This is a genomic window from Actinomycetospora succinea, from assembly GCF_004363095.1.
In the GTDB taxonomy this organism is placed as follows: Bacteria; Actinomycetota; Actinomycetes; order Mycobacteriales; family Pseudonocardiaceae; genus Actinomycetospora; species Actinomycetospora succinea.
Genome location: NZ_SNYO01000004.1, coordinates 1 through 25,412 on the forward strand (window position 1 = coordinate 1; position 25,412 = coordinate 25,412).

The 25,412-nt window shown below is 74.1% G+C and carries 26 protein-coding genes; 12 read left to right on the forward strand and 14 right to left on the reverse strand.

Features of this window, described 5'->3' with window-relative positions; all coding sequences use genetic code 11:
* Positions 1-101 precede the first annotated feature (101 nt).
* The gene (locus EV188_RS15135; protein WP_133827141.1) at positions 102-851 is read right to left on the reverse strand and encodes a sulfite exporter TauE/SafE family protein; all 750 of its coding nucleotides are present in this window, start codon (positions 849-851) and stop codon (positions 102-104) included.
* Between the two features lie 104 nt (positions 852-955).
* Here EV188_RS15135 and EV188_RS15140 point away from each other — a divergent pair, with 104 nt between their 5' ends.
* The 4 genes from EV188_RS15140 to EV188_RS15155 all read left to right on the forward strand — a co-directional run bounded on the left by EV188_RS15140 (position 956) and on the right by EV188_RS15155 (position 3,737).
* Complete coding sequence (locus EV188_RS15140) at positions 956-1,402, forward strand: ester cyclase (protein ID WP_133827142.1); 447 nt, start codon at positions 956-958, stop codon at positions 1,400-1,402.
* 18 nt (positions 1,403-1,420) lie between these two features.
* A complete protein-coding gene (locus EV188_RS15145) occupies positions 1,421-2,080 on the forward strand; it encodes a TetR/AcrR family transcriptional regulator (protein ID WP_133827143.1) in 660 nt (219 codons plus the stop codon).
* A 63-nt stretch (positions 2,081-2,143) separates the two neighbouring features.
* Positions 2,144-3,178, forward strand: a complete 1,035-nt coding sequence (locus tag EV188_RS15150) for an alpha/beta fold hydrolase (protein ID WP_133827144.1) — start codon at positions 2,144-2,146, stop codon at positions 3,176-3,178.
* A gap of 49 nt (positions 3,179-3,227) precedes the next feature.
* The gene (locus EV188_RS15155) at positions 3,228-3,737 is read left to right on the forward strand and encodes a hypothetical protein (RefSeq protein WP_133827145.1); all 510 of its coding nucleotides are present in this window, start codon (positions 3,228-3,230) and stop codon (positions 3,735-3,737) included.
* A 49-nt stretch (positions 3,738-3,786) separates the two neighbouring features.
* On the opposite strand, the gene EV188_RS31605 is transcribed toward EV188_RS15155, so the two are convergent.
* From EV188_RS31605 to EV188_RS15165, 3 genes are all read right to left on the reverse strand, one after another.
* Positions 3,787-3,957, reverse strand: a complete 171-nt coding sequence (locus EV188_RS31605; RefSeq protein WP_166659907.1) for a hypothetical protein — start codon at positions 3,955-3,957, stop codon at positions 3,787-3,789.
* A gap of 8 nt (positions 3,958-3,965) precedes the next feature.
* Entirely contained in the window at positions 3,966-4,799 is an 834-nt protein-coding gene (locus tag EV188_RS15160) for a class I SAM-dependent methyltransferase (RefSeq protein ID WP_166659908.1), read from the reverse strand.
* 88 nt (positions 4,800-4,887) lie between these two features.
* A complete protein-coding gene (locus EV188_RS15165; RefSeq protein WP_133827147.1) occupies positions 4,888-5,964 on the reverse strand; it encodes a hypothetical protein in 1,077 nt (358 codons plus the stop codon).
* A gap of 330 nt (positions 5,965-6,294) precedes the next feature.
* Between EV188_RS15165 and EV188_RS15170 the strand changes: the two genes are divergently transcribed.
* The 3 genes from EV188_RS15170 (at position 6,295) to EV188_RS15180 (ending at position 8,604) form a co-directional block, all read left to right on the forward strand.
* On the forward strand, positions 6,295-7,236 hold the full coding sequence (locus EV188_RS15170; protein ID WP_243741726.1) for an oxidoreductase: 942 nt from the start codon (positions 6,295-6,297) through the stop codon (positions 7,234-7,236).
* Between the two features lie 133 nt (positions 7,237-7,369).
* Positions 7,370-7,807, forward strand: coding sequence for a hypothetical protein (locus EV188_RS15175; RefSeq protein ID WP_133827148.1), 438 nt, complete (start codon positions 7,370-7,372; stop codon positions 7,805-7,807).
* 23 nt (positions 7,808-7,830) lie between these two features.
* Positions 7,831-8,604, forward strand: a complete 774-nt coding sequence (locus tag EV188_RS15180) for an SAM-dependent methyltransferase (RefSeq protein ID WP_133827149.1) — start codon at positions 7,831-7,833, stop codon at positions 8,602-8,604.
* Positions 8,605-8,658: 54 nt separating this feature from the next.
* Here EV188_RS15180 and EV188_RS15185 read toward each other — a convergent pair whose 3' ends face one another.
* The 6 genes from EV188_RS15185 to EV188_RS15210 form a co-directional block, all read right to left on the reverse strand.
* Positions 8,659-9,822 carry an acyl-CoA dehydrogenase family protein gene (locus EV188_RS15185; RefSeq protein ID WP_133827150.1) on the reverse strand — a complete coding sequence of 388 codons (1,164 nt, stop codon included), beginning with the start codon at positions 9,820-9,822 and terminating at the stop codon, positions 8,659-8,661.
* Positions 9,807-11,027, reverse strand: a complete 1,221-nt coding sequence (locus EV188_RS15190) for a CaiB/BaiF CoA transferase family protein (RefSeq protein ID WP_133827151.1) — start codon at positions 11,025-11,027, stop codon at positions 9,807-9,809. Before EV188_RS15190 ends, EV188_RS15185 begins: the two co-directional genes overlap by 16 nt.
* Positions 11,024-11,572 carry a MaoC family dehydratase gene (locus EV188_RS15195; RefSeq protein WP_133827152.1) on the reverse strand — a complete coding sequence of 183 codons (549 nt, stop codon included), beginning with the start codon at positions 11,570-11,572 and terminating at the stop codon, positions 11,024-11,026. Before EV188_RS15195 ends, EV188_RS15190 begins: the two co-directional genes overlap by 4 nt.
* A complete protein-coding gene (locus EV188_RS15200; RefSeq protein ID WP_133827153.1) occupies positions 11,569-12,924 on the reverse strand; it encodes an MFS transporter in 1,356 nt (451 codons plus the stop codon). The genes EV188_RS15195 and EV188_RS15200 overlap by 4 nt, the downstream gene beginning before the upstream one ends.
* Positions 12,921-14,879: an oxidoreductase gene (locus tag EV188_RS15205; protein WP_133827154.1), complete on the reverse strand. Its 1,959-nt coding sequence runs from the start codon at positions 14,877-14,879 to the stop codon at positions 12,921-12,923. The genes EV188_RS15200 and EV188_RS15205 overlap by 4 nt, the downstream gene beginning before the upstream one ends.
* A gap of 169 nt (positions 14,880-15,048) precedes the next feature.
* Positions 15,049-15,447 carry a DUF3870 domain-containing protein gene (locus EV188_RS15210; protein WP_133827155.1) on the reverse strand — a complete coding sequence of 133 codons (399 nt, stop codon included), beginning with the start codon at positions 15,445-15,447 and terminating at the stop codon, positions 15,049-15,051.
* Between the two features lie 110 nt (positions 15,448-15,557).
* Here EV188_RS15210 and EV188_RS15215 point away from each other — a divergent pair, with 110 nt between their 5' ends.
* Together EV188_RS15215 and EV188_RS15220 are read left to right on the forward strand one after the other, a co-directional pair.
* Positions 15,558-16,130: a bifunctional nuclease family protein gene (locus EV188_RS15215; RefSeq protein WP_133827156.1), complete on the forward strand. Its 573-nt coding sequence runs from the start codon at positions 15,558-15,560 to the stop codon at positions 16,128-16,130.
* A 33-nt stretch (positions 16,131-16,163) separates the two neighbouring features.
* The gene (locus tag EV188_RS15220) at positions 16,164-17,789 is read left to right on the forward strand and encodes a hypothetical protein (RefSeq protein WP_133827157.1); all 1,626 of its coding nucleotides are present in this window, start codon (positions 16,164-16,166) and stop codon (positions 17,787-17,789) included.
* A gap of 211 nt (positions 17,790-18,000) precedes the next feature.
* Here EV188_RS15220 and EV188_RS15225 read toward each other — a convergent pair whose 3' ends face one another.
* Entirely contained in the window at positions 18,001-18,462 is a 462-nt protein-coding gene (locus tag EV188_RS15225; protein WP_133827158.1) for a hypothetical protein, read from the reverse strand.
* A 171-nt stretch (positions 18,463-18,633) separates the two neighbouring features.
* Entirely contained in the window at positions 18,634-19,305 is a 672-nt protein-coding gene (locus EV188_RS15230) for a hypothetical protein (RefSeq protein WP_133827159.1), read from the reverse strand.
* 370 nt (positions 19,306-19,675) lie between these two features.
* Between EV188_RS15230 and EV188_RS15235 the strand changes: the two genes are divergently transcribed.
* Positions 19,676-20,872 (forward strand): hypothetical protein, encoded by a 1,197-nt coding sequence (locus EV188_RS15235; protein ID WP_133827160.1) that lies wholly within the window; start codon positions 19,676-19,678, stop codon positions 20,870-20,872.
* 7 nt (positions 20,873-20,879) lie between these two features.
* On the opposite strand, the gene EV188_RS15240 is transcribed toward EV188_RS15235, so the two are convergent.
* Positions 20,880-22,301, reverse strand: a complete 1,422-nt coding sequence (locus EV188_RS15240) for an MFS transporter (RefSeq protein WP_341770766.1) — start codon at positions 22,299-22,301, stop codon at positions 20,880-20,882.
* Entirely contained in the window at positions 22,298-22,744 is a 447-nt protein-coding gene (locus tag EV188_RS15245) for a MarR family winged helix-turn-helix transcriptional regulator (RefSeq protein WP_133827161.1), read from the reverse strand. Before EV188_RS15245 ends, EV188_RS15240 begins: the two co-directional genes overlap by 4 nt.
* 58 nt (positions 22,745-22,802) lie before the next feature.
* Between EV188_RS15245 and EV188_RS15250 the strand changes: the two genes are divergently transcribed.
* Together EV188_RS15250 and EV188_RS15255 are read left to right on the forward strand one after the other, a co-directional pair.
* The gene (locus EV188_RS15250) at positions 22,803-23,993 is read left to right on the forward strand and encodes a CaiB/BaiF CoA transferase family protein (RefSeq protein WP_133827162.1); all 1,191 of its coding nucleotides are present in this window, start codon (positions 22,803-22,805) and stop codon (positions 23,991-23,993) included.
* A gap of 75 nt (positions 23,994-24,068) precedes the next feature.
* Positions 24,069-25,355 (forward strand): acyl-CoA dehydrogenase family protein, encoded by a 1,287-nt coding sequence (locus EV188_RS15255; protein WP_133827163.1) that lies wholly within the window; start codon positions 24,069-24,071, stop codon positions 25,353-25,355.
* The last annotated feature ends 57 nt before the right edge of the window (positions 25,356-25,412 follow it).

Consider the following 25,412-nt stretch of genomic DNA (forward strand, 5'->3'; position numbering starts at 1 on the left):
CGTGGATCGAGTACTACAACACCCGACGTCCCCACACCGCCTGCCGCGGCCGAGCCCCGATCACCCGCCTGTCACCAACGTGATGGCCCAGTACAACTAGCTCACTCGAGGACCAGCCGCACGATCGCCACGAGCCCGACGACGACGATCACCGCGCGCAGGACCGTCGGCGAGAGCTTGCGTCCGACCCGCGCGCCGATCAGCCCGCCGATGGTCGAGCTCACCGCGAGGATCGCGACGACGGGCCAGCTGATCGGGGCGACGACGGCGTAGACGGCGCCGGCGACGACGTTCACCACCGCGGCGAGCACGTTCTTGTAGCCGTTGAGGCGCTGCAGCGGGTCGGTGAGCATCAGGCCCATGACCGCGACGAGCATGATCCCCTGCGCGGCGGTGAAGTACCCGCCGTAGACGCCGACGAGGAAGATCAGCGGGTAGAGCGGCCAGGTGCGCCGGGTGTGGGCGGGCTTGGCCTTGAGCCGCTTCGTCAGCAGCGGCTGGAGCACGACGAGCACCAGGGCGAGCCCGACGAGGAACGGCACGATCGTCTCGAACGCGTCCTCGGGCAGCGAGAGCAGCAGCGCCGTGCCGCCGATCGCCCCGAGCGCCGAGCACACCGACCACGACACGAGCTGCCGGCGTGCCCCGGTGATCTCGTGGCGGTAGCCCCAGGCCCCGGTGATCGACCCCGGGACGAGGCCGATCGCGTTCGACGTCGTCGCCGTCACCGGCGGGTAGCCGAGGGCGACGAGCACGGGGAACGTGACGAGCGTGCCGGAACCGACCACCGTGTTGATCGTCCCGGCCCACACGCCGGCGACGGCGATCAGCACCGCGTGCCAGAGCGTCACGCGGGGACCCTAGGACCGCCGCCACGGCCCGGCTCGGTGGAACGCGGGTCCAGCTTCTTCCATGATCGTGGCGCCGGCGACCGCGCCCGGTCGAACCTCGTTCCATGACGCAGAACTACGCAGAGACCCTCGCCCGCCAGGTGATCGCCCACTACGAGGCCGACGAGATCGACCGCATCGGCGAGCTCGTCACCGAGGACTTCGTCGACCACGGAGCCCCGCCCTGGATGCCACCGGGCAGAGAGGCCTACGTCGGCACCATGCGGTGGCTCAAGAACGTCCTGCGGATCCGGTACGAGGTGTGCCAGGTGGTCGCGCAGGGCGACTGGGTCGCCGCCCGCGCGATCGTGCACGGCGTCTCGACGTCGGACCACCTCGGCTTCCCGCCCACCGGCAAGCCGTTCGCGATGGAGACGATGCACCTCTACCGCGTCCGCGACGGGCTGCTCGCCGAGCACTGGGGCGTGCGCGACGAGCTGGGCGCGCTGTGGCAGTGCGGGGCGCTGCCGACCCCGGCGCCGCCCGCGGAGTTCCTGTCCGCAGGCGTCTGAGCAGGGCAAACTGACGTGGTGACCCGAGTCCCGGGCCGGGGGCGACCGTCGCCCCCGGCCCACGCACCGCGCGCCGAGCAGGTCCGCGAGACCCGCAGGCGCATCCTCGTCGCGGCCCGGGACATGTTCGTGCGGCGCGGCTACGCGGGCGCGACCGTCGACGCGATCGCCCACCGCGCCGGGGTGAGCCCGCAGACCGTCTACAACGCGGTCGGCGGCAAGGCCGAGGTCCTCAAGGCCGTCTACGACGTGGCGCTGGCCGGCGACGACGAGCCGGTGCCGGTGAACGACCGCCCGCACGCCGTCGCCATGCGCGCGGCGCCCGACGCGGCGACCGCGCTGCGCCTCTACGCGCAGATGGGGCGCCAGATGCTCGAGCGCGCGGGCCCGCTGCTCGTCACCGTCTACGTCGACGCGCCGCAGCAGGACGCGCAGGTCCGGGCCTTCGTCGAGGTCATCGAGGCCGAGCGGCGCGCCGGCACCGGCGCCGTCGCGGGGTGGATCGCCGAGCGCTTCGGGCTGCGCGACGGCGTGAGCGTCGCCGAGGCCCGCGACGTGCTGTGGACGCTGCTCGCCCCCGAGACCGCGCACCGCCTGGTCGACCTCTGTGGCTGGAGTCCGGCGCGCTGGGAGGTGTGGATCGCGCGGACCGCGACCGAGGCGCTCTGCGGGGCTTGACGCGCTACACCGTCGGACTAGTTTCCGGGGAAAGCTTCTCGACCGCTCGACGGGAGACTGCTCATGCCCATCCCCAATGACCACGAGATCTTCGAGCTCGGCGACGTCGTCCTCCAGCGCGGGGCGACGTTGCGGAACGCGAAGCTCGCGTACAAGACGTACGGCACGCTCAACGCGGACAAGAGCAACGCCGTCGTCTACCCGACCTGGTACTCGGGGCGGCACACCGACAACGAGTGGCTCATCGGCACCGACAAGGCGCTCAACCCCGACGAGCTGTTCATCATCGTCCCCAACATGCTCGGCAACGGGCTCTCGTCGTCACCCAGCAACACCCCGCCGCCCTACGACCGGGCGCGGTTCCCGCACGTCACCTTCTACGACCAGGTCGAGTGCCAGCACAAGCTCGTCACCGAGCACTTCGGGATCTCGACGTTGTCGCTGGTCACAGGCTGGTCGATGGGGGCGGGGCAGACCTACCAGTGGGCCGTCAGCCACCCGGAGATGGTGCAGCGCGCGGCCCCGTTCTGCGGGTCGAGCGTCACGAGCCCGCACAACCAGGTCTTCCTCGAGTCGATCACCGCGGCGCTGCGTGCCGACGCGGCGTTCGCCGAGGGCTGGTACCGCGACGACGCCTGGCCGGAGAAGGGGCTGCGCGCGTTCGCGCGGGTCTACGCCGGATGGGGGTTCTCGCAGGCGTTCTACTGGCAGGAGGAGTGGCGGCGCCTCGGCGCCTCGTCGCTGGAGGACTTCCTCGTGGACTTCTGGGAGGGCTTCTGGCTCGACGGCCGCGACCCGAACAACCTGCTCGCGATGGCGTGGACGTGGTTCCACGGCGACGTCGGCCAGACGCCCGGCTTCGACGGGGACACCGTCGCCGCGCTGAACTCGATCCGCTGCCCGGTGCTGTCGATGCCGGCCGAGAAGGACCTGTACTTCCCGCCCGAGGACGAGCAGTGGGCGTCGCAGCACATCGGGCGCGGCGAGGTGCGCGTCATCCCGGGCGTGTGGGGTCACTTCGCCGGGGGCGGCGACGTCCCGGAAGACACGGCGTTCATCGACCGGGGGCTGCGGGACCTGCTGGCGATGGCGCCCTGATCGTGTCCTGACCGCTCTCGTGGCCGCCGCACGGGGAGGATGGCGCCCCGTGAGCGACTGGCCCGTCGTGCGGATCGGACCGCTGGCACTCGACATCGAGATCGGCGTCGAGGGGACGGTCGTGCTGATGACCGTGCTGGTCGTCGCCCTCGACGACGGCATCGAGGACTTCCCCGCGGCCGGCCAGATGATCCTCGGGTCGCTCATCGCGACGTTCGCGGCGCACCTGTTCGCGACGTCGCTCGCGCGCCGGGCACGTCAGGACCTGCCACCGCCGACGCGCCCGGAGCGGCGGCGCCTGTGGCGCCACTCGTCGCAGTTCCTGCTGCTCGGGGTCGTGCCGATGGTGGTCGTCGTGCTGGGCGGCGTGACCGGGCTCTACACCCCCGAGACCGCGATCGACGCCGTCATCTGGCTGGGGCTGGCGTTCCTCGTGCTCATCGGCGGGGTCGGGGGCTGGCGGGGGCGGCGGCGGGTCACGGGGGCGTTGCGAGGTGCGTTCGGAGCCGGCGTGTTGGGGCTCCTGGTGCTTCTTCTGCGACTGGTGCTGGAGCACTGACGTGTTCCGGGTGACACCCCGGGGAACGATGGGTGGCCCGCGGACGTCTTCACTGCATGGTGTTCTCGACGCGGCGTCTCCTGCTGGCGGGCCTGCTCGTGGTCGCCGCGGTGATCTGGACGCGCATCAACAAGCCCATCGAGGGCGAGGTGCTGCTCGAGCTGACCCGCCGCCACGGCGTGACGACCGCCGACCTGCTCTCCGTGGTCATGGTCGCCATGGCCGCGGTCATCGTGTGGCCGTCGCGGCGTCAGGACCGGCCGGCGCCTCGCCGGGAGGCCGCGGGTCCGCCGCCCCGTCCGGGCGTGCCCGGAACCACCGCCCCGATCGCGTCCCCTCGAGCCGCTCCAGCCCCGCCGCGGGGAACCACGGGCGGGCCCTCTCGGCGGTGACGACCACCCACCGCCGGGCGACGGCGCGGGCCAGCGAGACCCACTCCGGCGTCAGGGGAGTGGAGACGGTGTGGTCGCGGGCGAGCGCGAAGCCGTGGTCGGAGGCGCGGGGGTCGGCGAACATGGGGTCGAGGAGGACGACGTCCGTTCTCTCGCCGCGCGCGGCCATGTCGGCGAGCACCTGACGGGAGTCGCCGTGGCGTACTTGGACGGCTGCTGACCCGGCCCTCGGAATGGCGCCGGCGAAACCCTCGGTGGCGAGGATCGCGAGGACGAGGTCGGCCTCGACGCCCCGGACCTCGCCGGTGGTGCCCACGGCCCACGCCGCGACGAGCGCGTCGCGGCCGAGGCCGAGCGTGGTGTCGAGGACGCGGTCGCCGGGGCGTAGCTCGGCGGCGCGCACGAGCGGGTCGGTCTGACCGTGGCGCAGGGCGCGCAGGCGCTTGGCCGCGGTGCCCTGGTGGAACGTCAGGCTCCCGCGCCCGGACTCGGCGACGAGGCCGTCGGCGGTGCGGACGAGGACGGTGTGGGCGTCACCGCGCGCGGCCGCGACCGAACCGCGGTGACGGTCGACGAGGCGCAGGCCCCACCTGTCGGCGAGGGCCTGCGCCTCGTTGCGGACGGCGTCGGACGGCGACTTGCTCGTCGTCACGACGACCTCGTGGTCCACACCGGGGATCGTGCCCGGGCACCGGCCCGGGAAACACGAGGGCCCCGGCCCCGTCGGGGAGCCGGGGCCCGGTGTCGGGTCCCTCGGATCAGAAGATGCTGAGGATCGGGTCGAGGAGGCCCGGGGCCGGCGCGGGCGCCGGCTCGGTCGGCGCGGCGACCGGCGGGATGATCGTGTTGACGATGTCGTTGACGGGCGTCGTCACCGGGGTGGTGGCGCCGCCGAGGAGGTTGTCGACGGCGCTGGTCGCCGGCTCGAGGACCCCGACGGTCTCGCCCGGGGGCACCGCCGGCGTGATGATCGCGTTGACGAGGTCGTCGACGACGTCGGTCACCGGAGTGGTGGCGCCGCCGAGGGCCTCGTCGACGACGCTGGTCAGGGGCTCGGTGACGCCGACCGGGGCGGCGCCCTCGGCAGGCTCCTCAGGCGTGGCCGGCGCCGGCGGGATGATCGTGTCGACGACCTCGTTCACCGGGGTGGTGACCGGCGCCGTGGCGTCGCCGGTGGCGTCGTCGACGATGTCGGTGACGGGCTCGAGGATGCCGATGGTGTCGACGGGCTCCTCGGGAGCGTCGGTGCCGTCGCCGTCGGTGCCGTCGCCGTCCGTGCCGTCGCCGTCGGTGGCGTCACCGTCGGTCGCGTCCCCGCCGGGGGTGACCACGTCGATGACCGGGTCGAGCAGGCCGCCGCCGGGAGCGTCGGCGTCGCCGGTACCCGCATCGCCGGTGTCGGTGTCGCCGCCGTCGGCGTCACCGGTGTCGCCCGCGTCGCCGGCACCGTCGGCGTCGCCGTCAGTCGCGTCGCCGGTCGTCGTGTCGCCGCCGCCGAGGATCGGGTCGAGCAGGCCGCCGTCGGCACCGTCGGCGCCGTTGTCGCCGTCGCCGTCCTGGATCGAGTCCTGGCCGTCGCCGTCGTCGCTGGTCGCGCCGTCGGACGAGTCGGAGCCGCCGCCGTTGTCGTCGGAGCGGCCGTGGTCGTCGCCGTGCTCGTCGCCGTGGTGCTCGGCCTCGTTGCAGTGCTCGTGCCCGTGGGACTCGGTGGCGTTGGCGATGCTGGCGCCGCCGCCGAGCAGCGCCAGCGCGGCGGCGGCCGTGAGCGCACCGCGGCCGGCGAGCCGGACGAGGAGGTCGTTGCGGAGGGTGTGGGGAGCGGTGTGAACGCCCATAGGGTGTTCCCCTTCTGCGTGCCGGTTCGTGTCGGGGACGCGCTAGGGGGAACCGGGCGTCCCCCTTACGCCAAATGGCCCAACGCCTCGTCCCAGGGGTAGGTAACGACGACGTCACGATGGTGTGAGGTCTCCGCCAGGAGGTTCGGTTGCCACCCACATGCGGGAACGAAGGTCGCCTTGCTCCCCTCGCAGGTCAGCGCCGCGTGAGGACGACGGAGATCCGGTGACGGCAAGGCCCGTGCACGTCGCCGCGGAGCGGGGCGTCCCGCGCGGCGTGGAGCACCTCCTCGCCCGGCGGTTCAGGACGTCGGAGGTCGTGCGGATGGGGTGAGGGCTGTCTCCGCCACCGTCGGCCCGACGCCGGGCAGACTCGACCTCGTCGGGGACGAGCAGCGGGAGGAGACGGCGATGTCGCCGCAGGACGGGGCCGGGCGGGTCTGGCTCATCACGGGGACGAGCACCGGGTTCGGACGGGCGATCGCCCGGGCCGCGCTGCGGCGTGGCGACCGGGTCGTCGCGACCGCGCGGCGGGTGGACGACACCGCCGACCTCGCGGCCGAGGCGCCGGACCGGGCGCGCGTCGCGACCCTCGACGTCACCGACGACGGGCAGGTCGCCGCCGCGGTCGACTACGCGGTCGCCGAGTTCGGGCGCATCGACGTCGTGGTCAACAACGCCGGCTACGGCAGCCGCGGGGCGTTCGAGGAGTTCACCGAGGAGCAGATCCGCGACCAGTTCGCGGTCAACGTGTTCGGTCCGTTCGCCGTGACGCGGGCGGTGCTGCCGGTGATGCGGGCGCAAGGGTCGGGCCACGTGATCCAGATGTCGTCGCTGGCCGGGGTGCGCTCGGCGCTCGGGGGGTCGATCTACTCGGCGACGAAGTTCGCGCTCGAGGGCATGTCCGAGGGGCTCGCGGCCGAGGTCAAGGGCTTCGGCATCAAGGTGACGATGATCGAGCCGGGCCCGTTCCGCACCGACTTCGCCGGCCGCTCGCCGGCGCGGCCGGACGCGATGCCGGAGTACGCGGCGGTGCTCGACGAGTCGCGCGAGAAGTTCCTCAAGCTCCACGGCACCCAGCCCGGCGACCCGGAACGCGCCGCGCAGGTCGTCGTCGACGTGGCGGACCTCGCCGACCCGCCCCTGCGCCTGCCGCTCGGCCCGAACGCGTTCGAGAACGTGCGCCAGACGTTCCGGGCGCGGCTCGAGGAGACCGACGCCGTCGAGGCGCTCGGGAGCGACACGGACTTCCCGGCGGCTGCGGGGACCTGAGCGGGCTCGCGGTCGGAGATCAGGGGCGACGTCACGTACGTCGTCCGCGCCGGCGGGTGCGTGCTGGCGCCCGTGATCTCCAGGCGGGAAGCCCCCGGTGGCGACGCCCCCGCACCCCTGCCACCGTGACCCGGTGATCGCGTCGGTGCGGGTCGTCGCCGGGCTGCTGCTCGCCCTGCTCGTCCTCGCCGGCTGCTCCTCCGAGTACACGGAGGGCACGTCCGGGCCCGCCGTGCGACCGGACACCTCGCTGGAGGCGGCGCGCACCAAGCTCCGGCTCGTCGAGCAGGACTCCTGCTACACGGCCGCGGACGTGGCGCGGCAGTGGCCGGTGTGCGGGCGGTGGGAGGAAGAGGTGCTCAACATCGGGAACGCCGCCGCGGGCGCGCGTCCCGAGGACCGGGAGATCACCGACCCGGCGGTCGCCGTGCGGGACGGGCACGAGCACTTCGTCCGCGCCGGCTGCGTCGCCGGCGCGACGGCTCCCGACCCGGCGCAGTGCGTCGCGGCGGTGGACGAGACGCGCGTCGGGGTGCGGCGGCTGGGCGAGGGGATCGCCTCGGTGCGGTGATCGTCGTCGGGCAGGCTGGTCGCGTGACCGAGGAGGAGCGCGCGAACGCGGCCCGGATCTACGACTACATGCTCGGCGGCGCCCACAACCTCGGCGCCGACCGGGAGGCCGCGCGAACCCTGCTCGCGAGCTTCCCGTGGCTGCAGCGCGTCGCGTGGGAGAACCGGGCGTTCCTCCGGCGCGCGGTGGAGTTCTGCGTCGGCGAGGGCGTCGAGCAGTTCCTCGACCTCGGCTCCGGGGTGCCCACCGTCGGCAACGTCCACGAGATCGCGCCCGGGACGCGCGTGGCGTACGTCGACATCGAGCCGGTCGCCGTGCAGGGCGCGCGGGACCTGCTCGCCGGAGTCCCGGACGTCACCGCCACCCGTGCCGACCTGCGCCGACCCGCCGACGTGCTGGCCGCCGAGGGCGTCGCGGGGTTGCTCGACTTCGGCCGCCCGGTCGCCGTGCTGCTCGTCGCCGCGCTGCACTTCGTGGCGCCGGACGACGACGTCGCCACCGTCCTCGCCGCCTACCGCGCGGCGCTGGTGCCGGGGAGCCTGCTGGTCGTGTCGCACGGGAGCGCCGACCAGGACGACCCCGAGATCGCCGAGGCCATGCGGACGATCACGGCGGTGATGGCGGCGAGCGAGACGCCCGCCTACTCCCGGTCCCGCGCGGAGATCACCCGGCTCTTCGCCGACGACCCGGGACTCGAGCTGCTCCCGCCGGCCCTCGTCGACGTCGCCGCCTGGCCCGAGCCCGACGACCGCCGTGCGCCGGTCGGCGTCTACGCGGCCGTCGCCCGGGTGGTCTGAACGGCGTATGTGAGCGAACTTCCGGGCCATGGCCCGGAAGTTCGCTCACATGGGTCAGGAGATCGTGGCCCGGCCGGCGAGGAGGGACTTGGCGACGACGGTGCGGAGGACGTCGTTGGTGCCCTCGCCGATCGACATCAACGGCGCGTCGCGATAGAGCCGCTCCACCTCGAACTCCGTCGAGTAGCCGTAGCCGCCGTGGATGCGCATCGCGTCGGCGGCGCAGGCCATCGCCTGGTCCGAGGCGAAGAGCTTCGCCATCCCCGACTCGGTGTCCATCCGGACGCCCTCGTCCATCCGCGAGGCCGCCCAGTAGGTCATCAGCCGGGCCGCCTGCAGCCGGACGGCGATCTCGGCCAGGCGCAGCTGGATCGCTTGGAAGTCACCGATCGGCTGCCCGAACGCCGTCCGCTCCCGGGCGTACGACAGCGACTCGTCGTAGGCCCGCTGGGCGACGCCGACCGAGCGGGCCGCGATGTTGATCCGCCCGGTCTCCAGGGCCGAGAGCGCCTGCTGCATGCCGCGGCCCTCGACGCCGCCCAGCAGTTGCGACGCCGGCACCCGCACGTCGGTGAGCACGACCTCGCACGACTCGGTGCCCTTGTAGCCGAGCTTGCCGATGTCCGCGGTCACCTCGAACCCGGGGGAGTCCGCGTGCACGAGCAGGATGCTCATCCCGCGGTGCGCCGGCGAGGCGGACGGGTCCGTCTTCACCAGCACCGGCAGGGGGTCCGCGTACCGCGCGTTCGTGATCCACATCTTGGTGCCGTTGACGACGTAGTCGTCCCCGTCCCGGCGGGCGGTGGTGCGGATGCCCTGCAGGTCCGTGCCCGCGCCGGGTTCCGTGAGCGCGATCCCCGTACGGCGCTCGCCGGTCGCCAGCGCGGGCAGGTACTGCTGCTTCTGCTCCTCGGTGCCGTGGCGGGCGAGCATGAAGCACGAGACCGAGTGGCTGCCGAGGATCCCGGCGACGCCCATCCAGCCCCGCGAGATCTCCTCGAACGCCAGCGCGAAGGACACCATGTCGGCGCCCAGGCCGCCGTACTCCTCGGGCACGGCCAGGCCGAACAGGCCGAGATCGCGCATGCCCGTCACGATCTCGGTCGGGTAGCGCCCGGACTGCTCCCAGTCCCGCGCAACCGGCACGATCTCCTTGTCGACGAAGGACCGCAGGGTGTCCCGGAAGAGGCGCTGCTCGTCGTTCAGGCGGAAGTCCATCGTTCCTCCCCGAGCGCCCCGGAACCCCGGAGCGCGGTGATCTGGTCGTCGTCGTAGCCGAGCTCGCGCAGGACCCGGTCGGTGTCCGCGCCCATCGCGGGCGCGCCGCGGGTCGGGGCGCGGTCGTGCCCCGGCGGTCCCACCCGCACGGCGCTGCGCAGCGTGCGGACCTGCCCGAACGCCGGGTGGTCGGTCTCGGCGACGAGGTCGCGGGCGACGGTGTGGTCGTCGGTCATGGCACCGGCGACGTCGTTGATGGGCGCGCACGGCACCCCCGCCGCGTAGAGCGGCTTCAGCCAGTCGGCCACCGTCCGCTCGCGGAACGCCTCCTCGAGCAGCGGGACGATGACGTCCCGGTGCCTCGCGCGGTCGGCGAACGTCGCGAATCGCGGGTCGTCGGCGAGGTCGGGACGGTCCATGACCGCGACGAGCCGCCGCCAGAACTTCTCCTTCGCGCACCCCACGACGAGCCAGCCGTCGGCCGCCTCGAACGCCTGGAACGGGATGAGCGAGGGGTGCGCCGAGTGGTGCGTGCGCGCCGGTTCGTAGCCCGCGGTTAGGTGCCACGTGCCCGGGTAGGTCAGCAGGCTGACCGCGGTGTCGTAGAGCGAGACGTCGCAGTCGGTGCCGACGCCGTCGCGACGGGCCGCGTGCACCGCCGCCAGCAGCGAGATCGCCGCGACGTACCCGCCGCTGTAGTCGACCAGCGAGATCCCGGTCTTCTGCGGCGGGCCGCCCGGCTCCCCGGTCAGCGACATCCAGCCGCCGAGGGCCTGCAGGACGTAGTCGTAGCCCGGCTCGTCCGAGCGTGGACCCGTCATCCCGAACCCGGTCAGCGAGCAGCAGACGATCTGCGGGTTGACGTCCTTGAGGTCGGAGTACCGGATCCCGAGCTTCGCGGGCACGTCGCCGCGCAGGTTCGAGTAGACGGCGTCGGCGGTGCGCACGAGGTCGTGGAAGACCGCCCGCCCTTCCGGCGTGCGGATGTCGAGCGTGATCGAGCTCTTGTCCCGGTTGAACGACTCGAAGAACAGCGAGTCGCCGTCGGCCGCGTAGGGCGGCACGGAGCGCCCGACGTCGCCGCCCGCGCCGGAGTCCTCGACCTTGATGATCTCGGCGCCGAGCTCGGCCAGGTGCATCGACCCGAACGGTCCCGCCCCGTACTGCTCGAGCGAGACGATCCGGATGTCCTCCAGCGGCCTCATTGCTCGTTCTCCAGGGACAAGGGTGTCGCCGCCTGCGGGAAGTGCGAGCGGGCCCCGTCGGCGCCGCGGCGGTGCACGTAGAACGTCCGCCGGAACGTCAGGACCTCGACCGCGTCCTGGTTGAGCGTGCGCGTGCGGATGGTGACGATCCCCGCCTGCGGGCGCGATCCCGACGACCGGGTCGCGAGCACGATCGACTCCGACCAGATCGTGTCGCCGGCGAACACGGGCGCGGTGAGCCGCAGGTCGTCGAGCCCGAGGTTCGCGAAGGCGTTCTGCGTGGTGTCGGTGACCGACTGCCCGATGGCGATCGAGATCGTCAGCGGCGAGACCACCAGCATCCGGCCGAACTCCGAGGCCTCGCCGACCTGCGCGTTGAAGTGCGCCTGGTTGGTGTTCATCGTCAGCAACGTGAACCAGGTGTTGTCGGTCTCGGTGATCGTCCGGCCGAGCGGGTGCTGGTAGACGTCGCCGACGGCGAAGTCCTCGAAGAACCGCCCCTGCCAGCCGGGCCTGACGTGCGTCTGCTCCTCGACGGCCGTCATGCGCCCTCCGCCCCGGACCGCAGCGGACGACCGGCCATCTCGCGGTAGCCGAGCACCGCGAACAGGCACAGCAACGACCCGAACGCGATGAGGTACGCCGGCATCATCGTCGTGCCGAAGGCCGCGCCGAGGAACGTCGCGAGCAGCGGCGTGCCGCCCCCGAAGATCGCCGCGGACACGTTGTGGCCGATCGAGAAGCCGCCGAAGCGCACGGTCGTGGCGAACAGCTCGGCGAACGCCGCGGCGACCGCACCGAGGTAGACGCCGTGCATGAGCCCGAGCAGGCCGAGCCCGACGAACGTTGCGGCGCCGCCCGAGGTGATCAGCAGGAAGATCGGGATCGTGAACACCACGAAGGCCGCGGAGGCGCCGAGCATCAGCGGCTTGCGCCCGATGCGGTCGGACAGGCGCCCGACGAACGGGATGACCGCGATGTCGACGACGACCACCGTGGTCGTCGCGAGGAACGCCATGACCGGCGAGAAGCCGAGCGTCTTGGTCAGGTAGGTCGGCATGTAGACCAGGGCGAGGAAGTAGCCCAGGTGCACGACGATGCCGATGCCGCCGGCCAGGACGATCTCGCGCCAGCCCTTGACGATCGTGTCGCGCAGCGGGTTGCGCTTGACCTCGCCCTTCTCGGCGAGCTCCTCGAACAGCGGGCTCTCCTTCAGGCGCAGCCGGATGTAGAGGCCGACGACGCCGAGCGGGCCGGCGATGAGGAACGGGATGCGCCAGGCGCCGCCCGCGATCTGCTCGGGCGTGAGCAGCACCGTCAGCAGCGTCGGCGCGGCGAGGCCGAGGAAGAAGCCCAGCGTCGCCGAGAACTGCACCCAGCTCGTGATCGCTCCGCGGCGTGGGGGCGGTGCGTACTCGGCGATGTAGGTGGTGGCGCCGGTGACCTCGCCGCCGGCGGTGAGGCCCTGGACGAGGCGCAGCAGCACGAGCAGCGCCGGGGCGAACACCCCGATCGCCGCGTAGGTGGGCAGCAGACCGACGCAGAACGTCGCCGCCGACATCGTGATGATGATCGTGCAGAGCACGCCGCGGCGGCCGATGCGGTCACCGAGCGGACCGAACACGAGCCCGCCCAGGGGCCGGACGATGAACGCCGCGCCGAACGCCGCGAACGAGAGCAGCAGCGAGGCCGTCGGGTCGGCGGTCGGGAAGAACAGCTGGCCCAGGAAGGCGGCCATGTAGCCGTAGACGGCGAAGTCGAACCACTCGAGGGTGTTGCCGATCGAGGTGGCGAGCACGGCGCGGCGCAGGTCGGCAGGGTCGCCGTCGCGTCCGGTGGTGGTGGTGGGTGTGGTGGACCCCGTGGTGGTCCCCGTGGTGTCAGGTCGCAGCGTCATCGCTGATCCTTCGGGTCGCTGTGGTGGGTGAGGGCTGTGAGCCCCGCGACGACGTCGTGCGCTTCCTGGTCGATGGCCACGTAGCTGCGCGGCGACGACGCGTCGCCGACGACGACCGGGCCGTCGGGGTGCTCGGCGGGCGCGGCCGGGCCGGCCGTGACGACCGTGCCGACGGGCCCGAGGACGCGCTCCTGGCCGCTGTAGACGTGACGGGCCACGAGCTCGCCGTCCTGCACGCGGACGGGCTCGAGCAGCGTGTGCGTGACGACGCCGGCTTCGTCGAGGCGGCGGAACGTGCCGATGCGGCTGACGTACGCGACGCGCCGGGCGGGCGCCTCGCGGCGGGTCAGCAGGACGACGTCGTCGCCGGCCTGCGCCCGGGCGGTGGCGAAGGCGTAGACGGGCTCGTCCTCGAGCTCGTCGACCACCACGAGGGGGCCGGCCAGCGCGTCGCCGCGCGCGACGGCGTCCTCGAGCGACACGGTGGTCGCGCCCGGCAGGTCGACCGGGAGCGGCGCGGCGCCGGTCGCGATGACCACCATGTCGTCGTCGGGCCAGGCCGCGACGTCGTCGTCGGTGACGGTCGCGCCGAGGTGCATCTTGGCGCCGGCCGAGCGGACCTCGTCCTCGAGCCACTCGACGGCGAGGCCCATGCGCTCGCGACCCGGGGTGAGCGCGTCACGGCGCAGCCGGCCACCGACGACGTCGTCGGCCTCGTAGAGGTGCACGCTGTGCCCGCGCAGCGCCGCGGTGCGCGCCGCCTCGAGCCCGGCGAGCCCGGCGCCGACGACGCGGACCGTGCCGCGCTGCGGATCGGGGAGCGGCGTCACGCGACCGTCGCGGGTCTTCTCGCGGCCGGCCTCCGGCGCGTACATGCAGGAGATGCGCCGTCCGGTGTGGATGAAGTCCCAGCAGATGTTGCAGTAGGTGCACGGACGCGGCCGGCGGCCCTCCTCGGCCTTGCGTACGAGGTCCGCGTCGGCGACCCACGGGCGCGCCATGCCCACGAGGTCGGCGACCTCGTCGGTCACCAGGCGCTCCGCCGCCGCGACGTCGGGGATCTTCGCCAGCGCCATGACGGGCACGTCGCCCGCCACCTCGCGCACGCCCGCGGCCAGGTGCACGAAGGGCATGTCGTCGAACGCGAGGTCGGGGACGTGGTACTCGAGGCTCGGGCTGAAGTTGGCCTGGCTGACGGCGAGGTAGTCCGGCGGCGCGGTCGAGCGCAGGACCTCGACGATGCGCTGGGCTTCGGCGAGGTCGATGCCGCCCTCGACGTACTCGTGGGCGCTGATCTTGAGGCCGACCGCGAAGTCGTCGCCGCATGCCTCGCGGATGCCGCGCACGACCGCGGCGACGAACGCGGTGCGCCGCGCGGTGTCTCCGCCCCACGCGTCGTCGCGGTGGTTGCTCCACGGGGACAGGAACTGGGTGATCAGGTATCCGTGCGCGCCGTGCAGCTCGACACCGTCGAAGCCCGCGGCGTGCAGGTTCACCGCGGAGGTGACGAAGCCGTCGACCACCTGGCGGACCTCGCCGTCGGTCATCGTGCGCGCGGTGACGCCGCTGTAGGGGTCGCGGCCGCCCGAGGGCGCCCACGGCTGCAGCGTCGGGTTCCACAGCGCCTGGCGACCGACGTGCCAGAGCTGCCCGAACGCCGCCGTCCCGTGCTCGTGGCAGGCGTCGGCGAGGCGGCGGAAGCCAGGGACGAGGGACGGGTCGTAGGCCAGGGGCACCGCGCCGTTCGGGATCGACGTGGGGTGCACCGACAGCCCCTCGGTGACCACCATGCCGGCGCCGCCGCGGGCGCGGGCGGCGTAGTAGGCGATCAGGTCGTCGGAGACCTCGGTGTTGCGGCTGAGGTTGGTGACGGTGGCGACGAACGCCATCCGGTTCTGGAGATCGAGACGGCCGGAGCGGAACGGTTCGAGCACGGTCGTGCTTGCGGGGGGCATGCGCACACCTCACCGCCACGCGACGGCGCGCGACGGTCGGGCCTCACCCGCTGGTCCGGCGGCCCGGTCCACCGGGCGAGGTGGGAGCCGTTCGGAGAGCTCGGCGCCCGCCAGGACCGGTCGGCCCACGGCGGAGTGGTCCGGAGCACAACAAACGGCCGGTTTCCTGTCAAGGCTCCGTGGGGAGAGCTCCCGACTCGCGCAGTCGGGACGCGAGGTCCCGGATCGCCCCGACGATCGCCTTGCGCCCGTTGCCGAAGTAGGCGCGCTCGACCGTCGTGACGATGTGCTCCTGGTCGCGCAACAGGTCGGCGCCGAAGAGCAGTTCGGCGACGAACGCGTCGGCCACGCGGGTGGCCAGCGTCGTGGAGGCGTCGACGACGAGGCCGGAGCGGGTGTCGATGCGGACGATGATCGTCAGGTGGCGCCACATCACGCCGGCGCCCGTGCTCTGGGGCAGCTGCGCGTAGCCCGCGACCAGCACGCTCCGGTCGGCGGGCGTCGGAGCGGGGTCGGGCCGCGGGTGGTGGGGCGGGTCCGGACTGGGGGAGGACGGGGAGCTGTCCACGGCGACACCCGACCACCGCGGTGGGCGGGTGTCCAGTCGACGACCGCCGCCGCCCCCGGATCGGTCAGGTCGGTCGACGGCGGGTGGCGCGCGAGCGGATAGTGGGGGACATGGCTGTGGTCGAGGTCGCCGGTGTGGGCCAGGAACAGGGGAGCGAGGACCCGGTGCTCCTGCTGCGTGAGCAGGGTGGGGGTCGGCGGTACCTCGCGATCTGGATCGGGGCGCCCGAGGCGACGGCGCTCGCGGCGGCGGAGGTCGCGGCGACGCTGCCGCGCCCGCTGACCCACCGGTTGCTGCTCGACGCCGTCGAGGCGTTCGGGGCGTCGCTCACGGGCGTGCGGCTGACGGCGCTGGTCGACGGGCAGTTCCACGCCGAGCTCGACCTGCTCACAGCCGACGGCGGGACGCGCGCGGTGTCGGCGCGCGCGAGCGACGCCGTCACGCTCGCCGTGCACCAGGGCTGCCCCATCGACGCGTCGGAGGACGTGCTCGCCGAGGCCGCGCTGCCCGCGAACGCGGTCGCGACCGTCGGGGGCACCGAGGACGAGCCCGACGAGGCCGACCCGACGTCGCCGGCCGCCGACGTCGAGGACGAGGTCGAGGCCCTGCGCCGCGCCCTGTCCGACGCGACGCCCGACGACTTCCGCACGGACAAGGACGACCCGGACGACAAGGACCAGTAGGAGCTTCTCGCCCGCGCAGACCAGGGGGGAACGATGCGGGCTCGTGTCGAGCAGGCGCGCGCGCCGACGCGGGGCCGGGGCGCGGTCGCCACGTCGGTGATCACCGCCGCGGTGGCGGCGGTGCCGGTGGTCGTCGTGCTGCTGCCGGCCCAGCTCGTCGTCATGGACGGCGGGCTGCACCTGTCGTCGTCGGTCGCGCTGCGCGGGATGCTCGGCGGGCAGTGGCCAGACCTGCTCGTGTGGCGCCCGGGCCTGCCCCCGAACCTGCTCGTCGAGCTGCTGCTCGGCGCGACCAGCGGGGTCCTCGACGCCGACGTCGTCGTCCGCGGAGCGGTCGTGCTCGCGCTCGTGGGCTTCGCGGTCGCGGCGGTCGTGGTCGTCCACGCGGCCGGGGCGCCGACCTGGACCGCGCTGCTCCTGCTGCCCGTGCAGATGAGCGCGTCGCTGCTGGTGGGCCTGCTCGGGTTCGTCATCGCGATCGTCCCGGCGCTGTTCGCCGTCGCGCTGGCGCTGCGCCGGGCTGCCGACCCGCCCGCGGCGGGTCTCGCCGCGCTGCTCGCGCTGAGCTGGCTCACGCACCTCGTGCCGACGCTGGCCGCGACGATCGCGGTCGTCGCCGTCGTGTTCTGCGCCGCCGCGGCCGAGCACCCGGTGGGCCGGGCGCTCGTCCTCACGGTGCGCCGGCTCGCGGTGCCGCTCGGGGTGCTCGCGGTGCTGCTGGTCGCGTTCGCCGCGAGTGGCGGCACCGGGAGCAACCAGGCCGTCGGGCTCTTCGACCGCGGCGGCGACGTCCTCGCCATGCGCACCCCGCTCGTCGCGCTCGCCCACCCCGAGTACCGGCTCGCCGCCGTGCTCGCGCTGACCCTCTACGGGGCGACGGCCGTGCTGGTCGTGGTGCGGGTGCGGTCGCGCCGCCGGGTCGTGGCCGCCGACGGGCTGCTCGTCGCCGCGGTGGTCCTCGGCCTCGCCGCGGCGGCGGCGCCGGACCGCTTCGGGACGGCGTCCTACATCGGCGGGCGGCTCTCGCTGTTCCTGCCGCTGTTCCTCGGCGCGTGGATCGGGGCGCAGTGGTCGGGGCCCAGGCTCACCCGGGGCGTGGTGGCGACGGCCGCGGTGCTGGCGGCGGTCGTCGCCGTCGCCCTGCCGGTGGCGCGCGCCGGCCCGCTGCTCTCGCTGGGTCGCGACCTCGCCGAGGTGCGCACCCTCGCCCCGTGCGCTCCGGCGGGCGCCACGATCGCCGACCTCAGCGTCGCCGGCGGCGACGACCGGGCCACCCGGATGACCCCGCTGATCGACCTCTCCGGCTACCTCGCCGCCGACCGCGACCTGCTCGACCTGCGCAACGCCGCCGGGTCGGTCGACTACTACGTCTGGACGCTCACCCCGGCCGCGCGGCCCGTGCCCCGGCTCGTCGCGTCCGACGCCGACCTCGACGAGGTGCCGCCGCCGGTGACGCTCGGGGCGGCGGTGGCCGCCGGCTATCCGTTGGAGACGGTGCTCGTGACGGGCCGGCGCGACGCCGAGGCAGCGGTCCTCGACGGCCCGGACTGGCGCCGCACGGAGGCCGACCTGCAGGCCTCGTACCGGCGCGTCGCCGTCACGGCGACGGGCTACGGCGAGCTGTGGGTCCGCAAGGACCGGCCGTCACCGTGCGGGTGAGGTCCTCGGCGGCGTGGCGCTGAGGGTCGGTGCGGAGATCAGGAGCGTGGTGTGCACCTCGCAGGCGCACCGAGGTGCATGGCGTCGCCCCTGATCTCCCGGAGCACCCGGCCGAGACAGCCGGGACCTCGAGCCCCGCGACCGCACGCCTTACTGGCTGGTATCGCTCGCTGAGCGAGAGATACCAGCCAGTAACCGTCGGTGGCGCGGGTCAGGAGCGCTGCGATGGGACGGCGACGCCGCTCCACGGCGGGCGCGCGGCGGCGAGCGCGTCGATCGACAGCGGTCCGCTGACCGACGACGGGTCGGCTGACCGGGGTGCCGGGACGCCGGACGCCGCGACCTGGCGGTTGCGCCGCTGCGCCCGGGCGATGCGGGCGGCGAGCGCGGCGCGGTCGGCCTCCTCGTGTCGCGCCGCCCGGCGCTCGCGGCGGCTCAGGCGCGCCGGCGGACCGGCCGGGGGGACCGGGGTGTCGGCCCGCGCGTCGGGCCGGGGCGTCGCGCCGAGAGCCGCGGGGGGGCCGAGCGGCCGGATCGTCAGCGTCGTGACGTCGAGGCCCGGCGGTGCTTGCGTCGGCGCCGGGATCGTGTGCCGGACGGCGAGCGCGATGCGTCGCGGGCGGTCCGGCGCGCCGGCGGCGTCGGGCTGGTCGGGGCGGGCGTGACGTCCCATGGAGCACCTCCGTGGCCCCAGCGCTCCTTCACGCTGAGCTGATCGGCGTAGGAGAGGGTTGCCACGGTGAGCGCGTTCACACCCGGGTGAACGTTCCGGGTGCTGACGGACGAACGCCCCGGGTCCAGGGACGGACCCGGGGCGATCCCCCGACGGGCTGGTGACCGGTGGTCAGAGGATGCCGGCGAGGATCCCCTGCGAGGTGGCCTCGGGGGCGTCGTCGGACTCCGCGGTGACGTCGGACGTGCTCTCGTCGGAGGTGTCGGCCTCGTCCATGGCCTCGGTCGTGTCCGCCTCGGTCGTGTCCGCCTCGTCGGTCGGCGAGGTCGGCAGCGCCGAGATCGGGCTCGAGTCGGCGGTGCTCTCCTCGGCCTCGGTCGACTCCTCGGTCGACTCCTCGTCGTCCGACGCCGAGCTGGTGGCGCTCGCGATCCGGTCCTGCACCTCGGCCGGGATCTGCTCCTGGACCTCGGCGGGGATCGGGAGGCTCGCGACGGAGGCGGCGCCGGGCAGGCTCGGCACACCGGGCAGGGCGGGCGCCGCGGGTACGGCGGGCACGGCCGGGACCGCGATCGGCAGCGAGCCGGCCAGGTCGGGCAGCGCCGGCACGGCGACGGGGAGCTCGGGGAGCTCCGGGCGCGCAGCGGCGCCCGGCAGGCCCGCCTCGTGCGCGCTCTCGACGCCGTGGCCGTGGTCGTCACCGTGAACCGCCGGCGCTGCGAACGCCATGCTGCTCCCGCCGCCGACGAGGGCGATCGCCGTCGCGGCGGTCAGGGCACCGCGACCGGCGATGCCGGCGACGCGGTCGCTCCGGAGCGTGCTCGGAGCCTTGTGTGCGCCCATCAGACGTCCTTCTTCCATGATCGGGTTCGGCGTGCAGGGCGCTACGGGTGAACGGCCATCACCCGATACGCCGATCAGGTAACGACGTTCGGCGGATCGAGGTAACGAAAACATCACGGACCAATCTCCGTGTGATGACGATCAGCAGGAGATCGCCCGGTCGATGGGCAGCCGAGAGCCGGCACCACTCCGTCGAGGACGTCCCGATCACGGAACGGCGGGTCCTCGGACCTCTCCGCCGCTCCGTGTCCACGCGACGCGCCGGGCAAACGGGTGACAACCAGGTTGGCGACTGGTTCTTCGGTGGACTTCTCATGACACTTCGGAGGTGGTGAGAGCACGTGAGGGGTCGTTCCGGGGACCGACGCCGATGGCGGAGGCGGGCCCGGAGCTCCTCGGGGTGCACGACGCCCAGGGCTCGGCGCCCTACCGTCCGCGCGCGGTCGACGACGCGCTCGAGGACGCGCTCGGCGCCGACCGCCCGCTCGTCGCCGTCACGGGCGACCGCCTCGCCGGCTCGTCGCGGGCCCTGCACCGCGCGCTGCGCCGCATGCAGGGCGACCGCCTGCTCCTGCCCGTCGCCGACCCCCACGCCGTCGACCTCCCGGCGGCGATCCGTGCCGCGCGGACGATCGCCGCCCGCTCCGGCCCCGTGGTGATCGCCGCCGACGACGCCCCGCCCGCGTTCCTCGACCAGGTCGACGACGCCGTCCTCGGCATGCTCGGCGGCGACGTCCGCCTCGTCCTCACGACCCGCCGGACGTTCCTCGGCGCCTACCTCGCCCCCGCGACGCGCGCCCGCCTCGAGGGCGCGCTGATCGAGATCCCGGCTGGGCTCGACGCGCGGCCCGTGGCCCGGGCCCGCGCGGTGCTCGACCCCGTCGGCTGGTCCTCGCGTGTCCCGCTGGCCCTGCTGCGCACCGCCGTCGACTGGGAGCGCCTCGGCGTCCCGCTCCCGCTCACGCCCGCCCTGCTCGCCGAGGTCGCGCCCCTGTCCCTGACCGCGCTCGGCGCGCCGCCGGCCGACCGGGGCGAGCTGCGCCGGGCCGTGCGCGACCTCCTGCGCGCCGACCACGGCGGCCTGCGCGTGCTGCACGCCCTCCCGACCGCGAAGGGCCGGACCCGGCTGGCCGCCGACCGGGTGTTCTCGTCGCTGGCGGACGGCGAGGCCGGCTGGGCCGTGCCCGAGGACCTCGCCCGCGACCTGTGGCACCGCCTCGCCCCCGAGGAGCGCGCCCGCGTCGCGCGCGTCGCCCTCGCCCGCGGGGAGGGGCAGGTCGCCCTGTGGCTCGCGACCCAGGTCCCGCCCGACGACTTCGAGCCCGAGGTGCTCTACCGCCTCGGCGTGGTGCTCGCCGAGCGCTCCGCCGCCCACACCCCCGAGCCGGGGCGCTGGGACGGCGGCGCGCTCCGCTGGCTGACCGCGGCCCTCGACCGCGCCGACGCCGACCTCGTCCCGCGGGCCCACCGCGCGATCCTGGCCGTGGAGTCGCGGCGCGAGCAGCGGGCCTCGCTGCCGACGGTCCGCCTGCCCGCCGACGACGCGCTGGAGGTCGCTCGCGCCTGACGGCGCGTCAGGTGGGCTCGGGCGTGTCCACGCGCTGCACGACGCGGGCGAGCGAGCGGTCCGCGAGCGTGAGCACGAGGAACACCACCGACGCCGCGAGCATGACCCACGCCAGCTCGTGCATGCCCGGCGTGGTGGCGCCGTCGCGGAACACGATGCCGTTGGTGGCCGACGCGATGATCGCGCCGAGGTAGAAGAACGTGCGCATCAGGCCGGCCGACGAGCCCATGCGCTCGGGGTCGGCCTGGTAGTAGACGGCGTTCTGGTTGGCGAGGTTGTTCAGCCCCTGGGGCAGGCCCGCGACGAGCGAGACAGCGAGGATCAGCCAGAGCGCGGTCCCGGCGCCGAGGGCGAGCAGCAGGCCGGCGGTGACGACCTGGCCGACCGCGCCCGCGACGAGCTTGCCGCGGATCTCGCGCCGCCGTCCCGTCACCGTCGAGACGAGGATCGCCGCGCCGAACACCGGCAGCAGGACTAGGCCGGTGACCTGCGGCGACAGCCCGCGCCCCTCCTCGAGCCACTGCGTGTAGCCGTAGAGGAACGCGTACGACGAGATCGCCGCCAGCAGCGAGCGGGCGTACGTCGCGAGCAGCGGGAGGTTGCCGCCGAGCAGGCGCAGGTCGAGGAACGGCAGGGGCGCGCGGAGCTCCCACCAGGCGAGCGCGGCACCGGCTGCGACCGAGAGAACGAGCAGCCACCACAGGTCCGCGTGCAGGTGGGTGAGGAAGAGCAGCAGGGACACGAGCGTCGCGACGAACAGGGCGATGCCGAGGGGGTCGACGGCGCGGGCGACGGCGCGCAGGCCCTGACGCGACGCGTGCGACCGCGGCAGATACAGCGCGCCGAGCACGAGGCAGGCGAGGGCCAGCGGGATGTTGACGGTGAACGTCACCCGCCACCCGCCGACGCCGATGAGGAAGCCGCCGAGCGTCGGGCCGATCACCGCGACCGTCTGTGTCGCCACCGCGAGCACCGTGAGGACGCCGGCCGGGCTGTCGCGGCCCGTGCGGTCGGCCTCGCCGCGGATCAGCGTCATCGCCGCCGGATAGCCCGCGCAGGTGCCCAGCCCGAGCAGCACCCGGGCGATGACGAGCACACCGATCGTCGGGGCGAGCGCGCCGAGCACGCCGCCGATCCCGATGAGCACCGCGCCCGCGAGGAAGAGCCGGCGCGCGCCGAACAGGTCGACCAGACGCCCGACGACCGGCTGGCCGATCGCCGTCGCGAGGTAGAGCCCGGAGACGAGCCAGGCGGTCTGCGACGGCGGGGCGCCGAGCGCGACGCCGATCGGGACCAGCGCGACCGCGATCATCGTCGAGTTGATCGGGTTGAGGATCGCGCCGAGGACCATCGGCGTGATGAGACGACGGTCGAAGCGGTCCTCGGGGGCGTCCGCCTTCGGACTGAGCCGCTGCAGCGCCGTCGTCACCGGTCGGTCACCCGGTCCAGCAGCTCCATGGCCGCGACGACGGTGGCGCGCTCGTCGTCGGTGAGGCGTTCCTGCAGCGCCACCGCCAGCCACTCCTCGCGGGCGGCGCGCGTGCTGTCGATCAGCTCCCGCCCGCGCGGCGAGATCGTCAGCAGCTGCCGGCGGCCGTCGTCGGGGTCGGGGCGGCGCGTCACCAGCCCGCGCTCCTCGAGCACGCCCGTCGACGTCGCCACCGACTGCGGGCGGATCCCCTCGGCGGCGGCGAGCTCGCTCGCGGTCCGCGCGCCCTCGCGCTCGAGACGGCTCAGGAGCGAGGTCTGCGTGAGCGTCAGGACCCCGGCCTGGTGCGACTCGCGCAGCCGGCGGCGCAGCCGCCCGACCACGACGCGCACCTCGTGCGCCGCCCGCACCGCGGACGCGCTGAGCTCCCGGGTCTCCGTCACGTTCTTCAGTCTAGACTGTTCAGTCTGACCTGACGAACGCCGCGGCTACCGTGATCGAGTGACGCTCCCCCTCCACGGCCTGCGCGTCCTCGACATGGCCTCGCTCGCCGCCGGCCCGCTCGCCGCGACGTACCTGGGCGAGTTCGGCGCCGACGTCGTCAAGCTCGAGCCGCCCGGGGTCGGCGACGCGATCCGCGGCTGGGGCGTGCAGCGCGACGGCGTGGGCGTGATGTGGAAGAGCGTGGCCCGCAACAAGCGCTCGGTGACCGTCGACCTGCGCACCCCCGACGGCCAGGACCTCGCGCGGCGTCTCGCCGCGAGCTGCGACGTCGTCATCGCCAACACGCGCCCGGCGACGCTGCGCCGCTGGGGTCTCGACCACGCGCGGCTGCACGCCGACAACCCGCGCCTGGTGATGCTGCACGTCACCGGCTTCGGGCTCGAGGGTCCGAAGGCGGAGCGCCCGGGGTTCGGCACCGTGGGGGAGGCGATGAGCGGGTTCGCGCACCTCACGGGCGAGTCCGGCGGTCCGCCGACCCTGCCGGCATTCATGCTCGCCGACGGGGTGGCGTCGCTGACCGCGGCGTACGCGGTGATGACGGCGCTCTACGAGCGGGACGCGCGTGGCGGCGAGGGCCGGCTGATCGACGTCAACCTCGTCGACCCGCTCGCCCGGCTCATCGAGCAGTCGCTGCTGACCTGGGACACGACCGGCGTCGTCCCGGGCCGGATGGGCAACCGCTGGGACATCTCCGCGCCGCGCAACACCTACCGCACCGCCGACGACCGCTGGATCGCCATGTCGGGCAGCGCGCCGACGGTGGCGCTGCGCGTGTTCCGGGCGATCGGGCGGCCCGACCTCGCCGAGGACCCCGACTTCGCCGACCCGCAGCGACGCCTCGCCCGGGCCGGCGAGGTCGACGCCGTGGTCTCCGAGTGGGTCGGGCGGCACACGCAGGACGAGGCGATGGCGGTGTTCGAGGCCGCCGAGATCGCCGCCGGCCCCGTCTACACGGTGGCCGACCTCGTCGCCGACGAGCAGATGGTCGCCCGCGAGGTGTTCCGGCGCGTCGACGACGAGGAGCTCGGGAGCCTGCTCGTGCAGATGCCGGTGCCGCGGCTGTCGGGGGTGGAGCCGCGCGTCGACCACCTCGGCCCGCCGCTCGGGGCGCACACCGACGAGGTGCTCGCCGAGATCGGGATCGACGACGCGGCGCGCGCCGACCTGCGGGCCCGCGGCGTGATCTGAGGTCTTGGAGGGACCTCCAACGCCGGGCGCGCGTCACATCGCCGCTCCGGGGGTGGCTCCCTAGCGTCGCGCACCATGGCCTGGGACTTCTCGACGGAGCCGGAGTTCGCGGCGGAGCTCGACTGGGCGCGCGCCTTCCTGGAGGAGGAGATCTATCCCCTGGAGGTGCTCGACCTGGACCACGCGGCGTTCCGCCGGCTCGCTGCGCCTCTGCAGGAGCGGGTCAAGGAGCGCGGCCTCTGGGCGGCGCACCTCGACCCCGAGCTCGGCGGGCAGGGCTTCGGCCAGCTCAAGCTCGGGCTGCTGCACGAGGTGCTGGGACGCAGCGAGCTCGCGCCGTTCGTCTTCGGCTGCCAGGCGCCGGACTCGGGCAACGCCGAGCTCATCGCGCTGGCCGGCACCGAGGAGCAGAAGCGGCGCTGGCTCGACCCGCTGCTCGACGGGCGCATCCTGTCGGCGTTCGCGATGACCGAGCAGGGCACCGGCTCCGACCCGCGCCAGTTCACCACCCGCGCCCAGCGCGACGGCGACGAGTGGGTCATCACCGGGCGGAAGTGGATGGTCGGCAACGCCTCGCGGGGCGACCTGCACATCGTCCTCGCCGTCACCGAGCCCGACGCCGACCCGCACCACCGCATGTCGATGCTGCTCGTGCCCGGCGACGCGCCCGGCATCCGGGTGCGCGACCTCGGGCTGATGAACGACCCCGGCGGCGAGAACCCCGTGTGGGCGCACGGCGAGGTCGTCTACGACGGCGTGCGCATCCCCGCCGACAACCTGCTCGGCAGGCGGGGCGAGGCGTTCACGCTCGCGCAGCGCCGTCTCGGCCCCGGGCGGATCCACCACTGCATGCGCTGGATCGGGGTCTGCCGGCGCGCGTTCGACATGCTCGCCGAGCGCGCGGTGTCGATCGCGGTGCACGGCGGCCCGCTGGCCGACAAGCAGACGGTGCAGAACTGGGTGGCCGACAGTGCCGCGGCGATCGAGTCGACGCGCCTGCTCACGCTGCACACGGCGTGGCGGATCGACCAGGTCGGCGCCCCGGCCGCCCGCACGGAGATCGCGATGATCAAGTACCACGGCGCGCAGGTGCTGCACGACGTCCTCGACCGCGCCGTGCAGATCCACGGCTCGCTCGGCTTCACCACCGACATGCCGCTCGAGCAGATGTACCGGTGGGCGCGCGCCGCCCGGATCTACGACGGTCCCGACGAGGTGCACCGCGTCAGCGTCGCCCGGCGCCTGCTGCGCGACTACACGCCGACCGAGGTCCCCACCGAGCACGTCCCGACGCGCCGCGCCGCCGCCCTGGCCCGGTTCGCCGACGAGCTGGAGCACCCGATGGTCGCGGCGCCTCTGTAGAGGTCCACAACGGGCACGCGGTCCGGAGGTCCCGCGGGCGACGGTCGGCTCGCCAGC

Excerpts from the sequence above, each read along its gene's own strand:
- EV188_RS15140 (WP_133827142.1), top strand. The coding sequence starts at position 956 with ATGACGCAGAACTACGCAGAGACCCTCGCCCGCCAGGTGATCGCCCAC.
- EV188_RS15150 (WP_133827144.1), top strand. The coding sequence starts at position 2,144 with ATGCCCATCCCCAATGACCACGAGATCTTCGAGCTCGGCGACGTCGTC.
- EV188_RS31605 (WP_166659907.1), bottom strand. The coding sequence starts at position 3,957 with ATGGCGACCATGACCACGGAGAGCAGGTCGGCGGTCGTCACGCCGTGG.
- EV188_RS15165 (WP_133827147.1), bottom strand. The coding sequence starts at position 5,964 with ATGGGCGTTCACACCGCTCCCCACACCCTCCGCAACGACCTCCTCGTC.
- EV188_RS15185 (WP_133827150.1), bottom strand. The coding sequence starts at position 9,822 with ATGGACTTCCGCCTGAACGACGAGCAGCGCCTCTTCCGGGACACCCTG.
- EV188_RS15190 (WP_133827151.1), bottom strand. The coding sequence starts at position 11,027 with ATGAGGCCGCTGGAGGACATCCGGATCGTCTCGCTCGAGCAGTACGGG.
- EV188_RS15195 (WP_133827152.1), bottom strand. The coding sequence starts at position 11,572 with ATGACGGCCGTCGAGGAGCAGACGCACGTCAGGCCCGGCTGGCAGGGG.
- EV188_RS15200 (WP_133827153.1), bottom strand. The coding sequence starts at position 12,924 with ATGACGCTGCGACCTGACACCACGGGGACCACCACGGGGTCCACCACA.
- EV188_RS15205 (WP_133827154.1), bottom strand. The coding sequence starts at position 14,879 with ATGCCCCCCGCAAGCACGACCGTGCTCGAACCGTTCCGCTCCGGCCGT.
- EV188_RS15215 (WP_133827156.1), top strand. The coding sequence starts at position 15,558 with ATGGCTGTGGTCGAGGTCGCCGGTGTGGGCCAGGAACAGGGGAGCGAG.
- EV188_RS15220 (WP_133827157.1), top strand. The coding sequence starts at position 16,164 with ATGCGGGCTCGTGTCGAGCAGGCGCGCGCGCCGACGCGGGGCCGGGGC.
- EV188_RS15225 (WP_133827158.1), bottom strand. The coding sequence starts at position 18,462 with ATGGGACGTCACGCCCGCCCCGACCAGCCCGACGCCGCCGGCGCGCCG.
- EV188_RS15230 (WP_133827159.1), bottom strand. The coding sequence starts at position 19,305 with ATGGGCGCACACAAGGCTCCGAGCACGCTCCGGAGCGACCGCGTCGCC.
- EV188_RS15235 (WP_133827160.1), top strand. The coding sequence starts at position 19,676 with ATGGCGGAGGCGGGCCCGGAGCTCCTCGGGGTGCACGACGCCCAGGGC.
- EV188_RS15255 (WP_133827163.1), top strand. The coding sequence starts at position 24,069 with ATGGCCTGGGACTTCTCGACGGAGCCGGAGTTCGCGGCGGAGCTCGAC.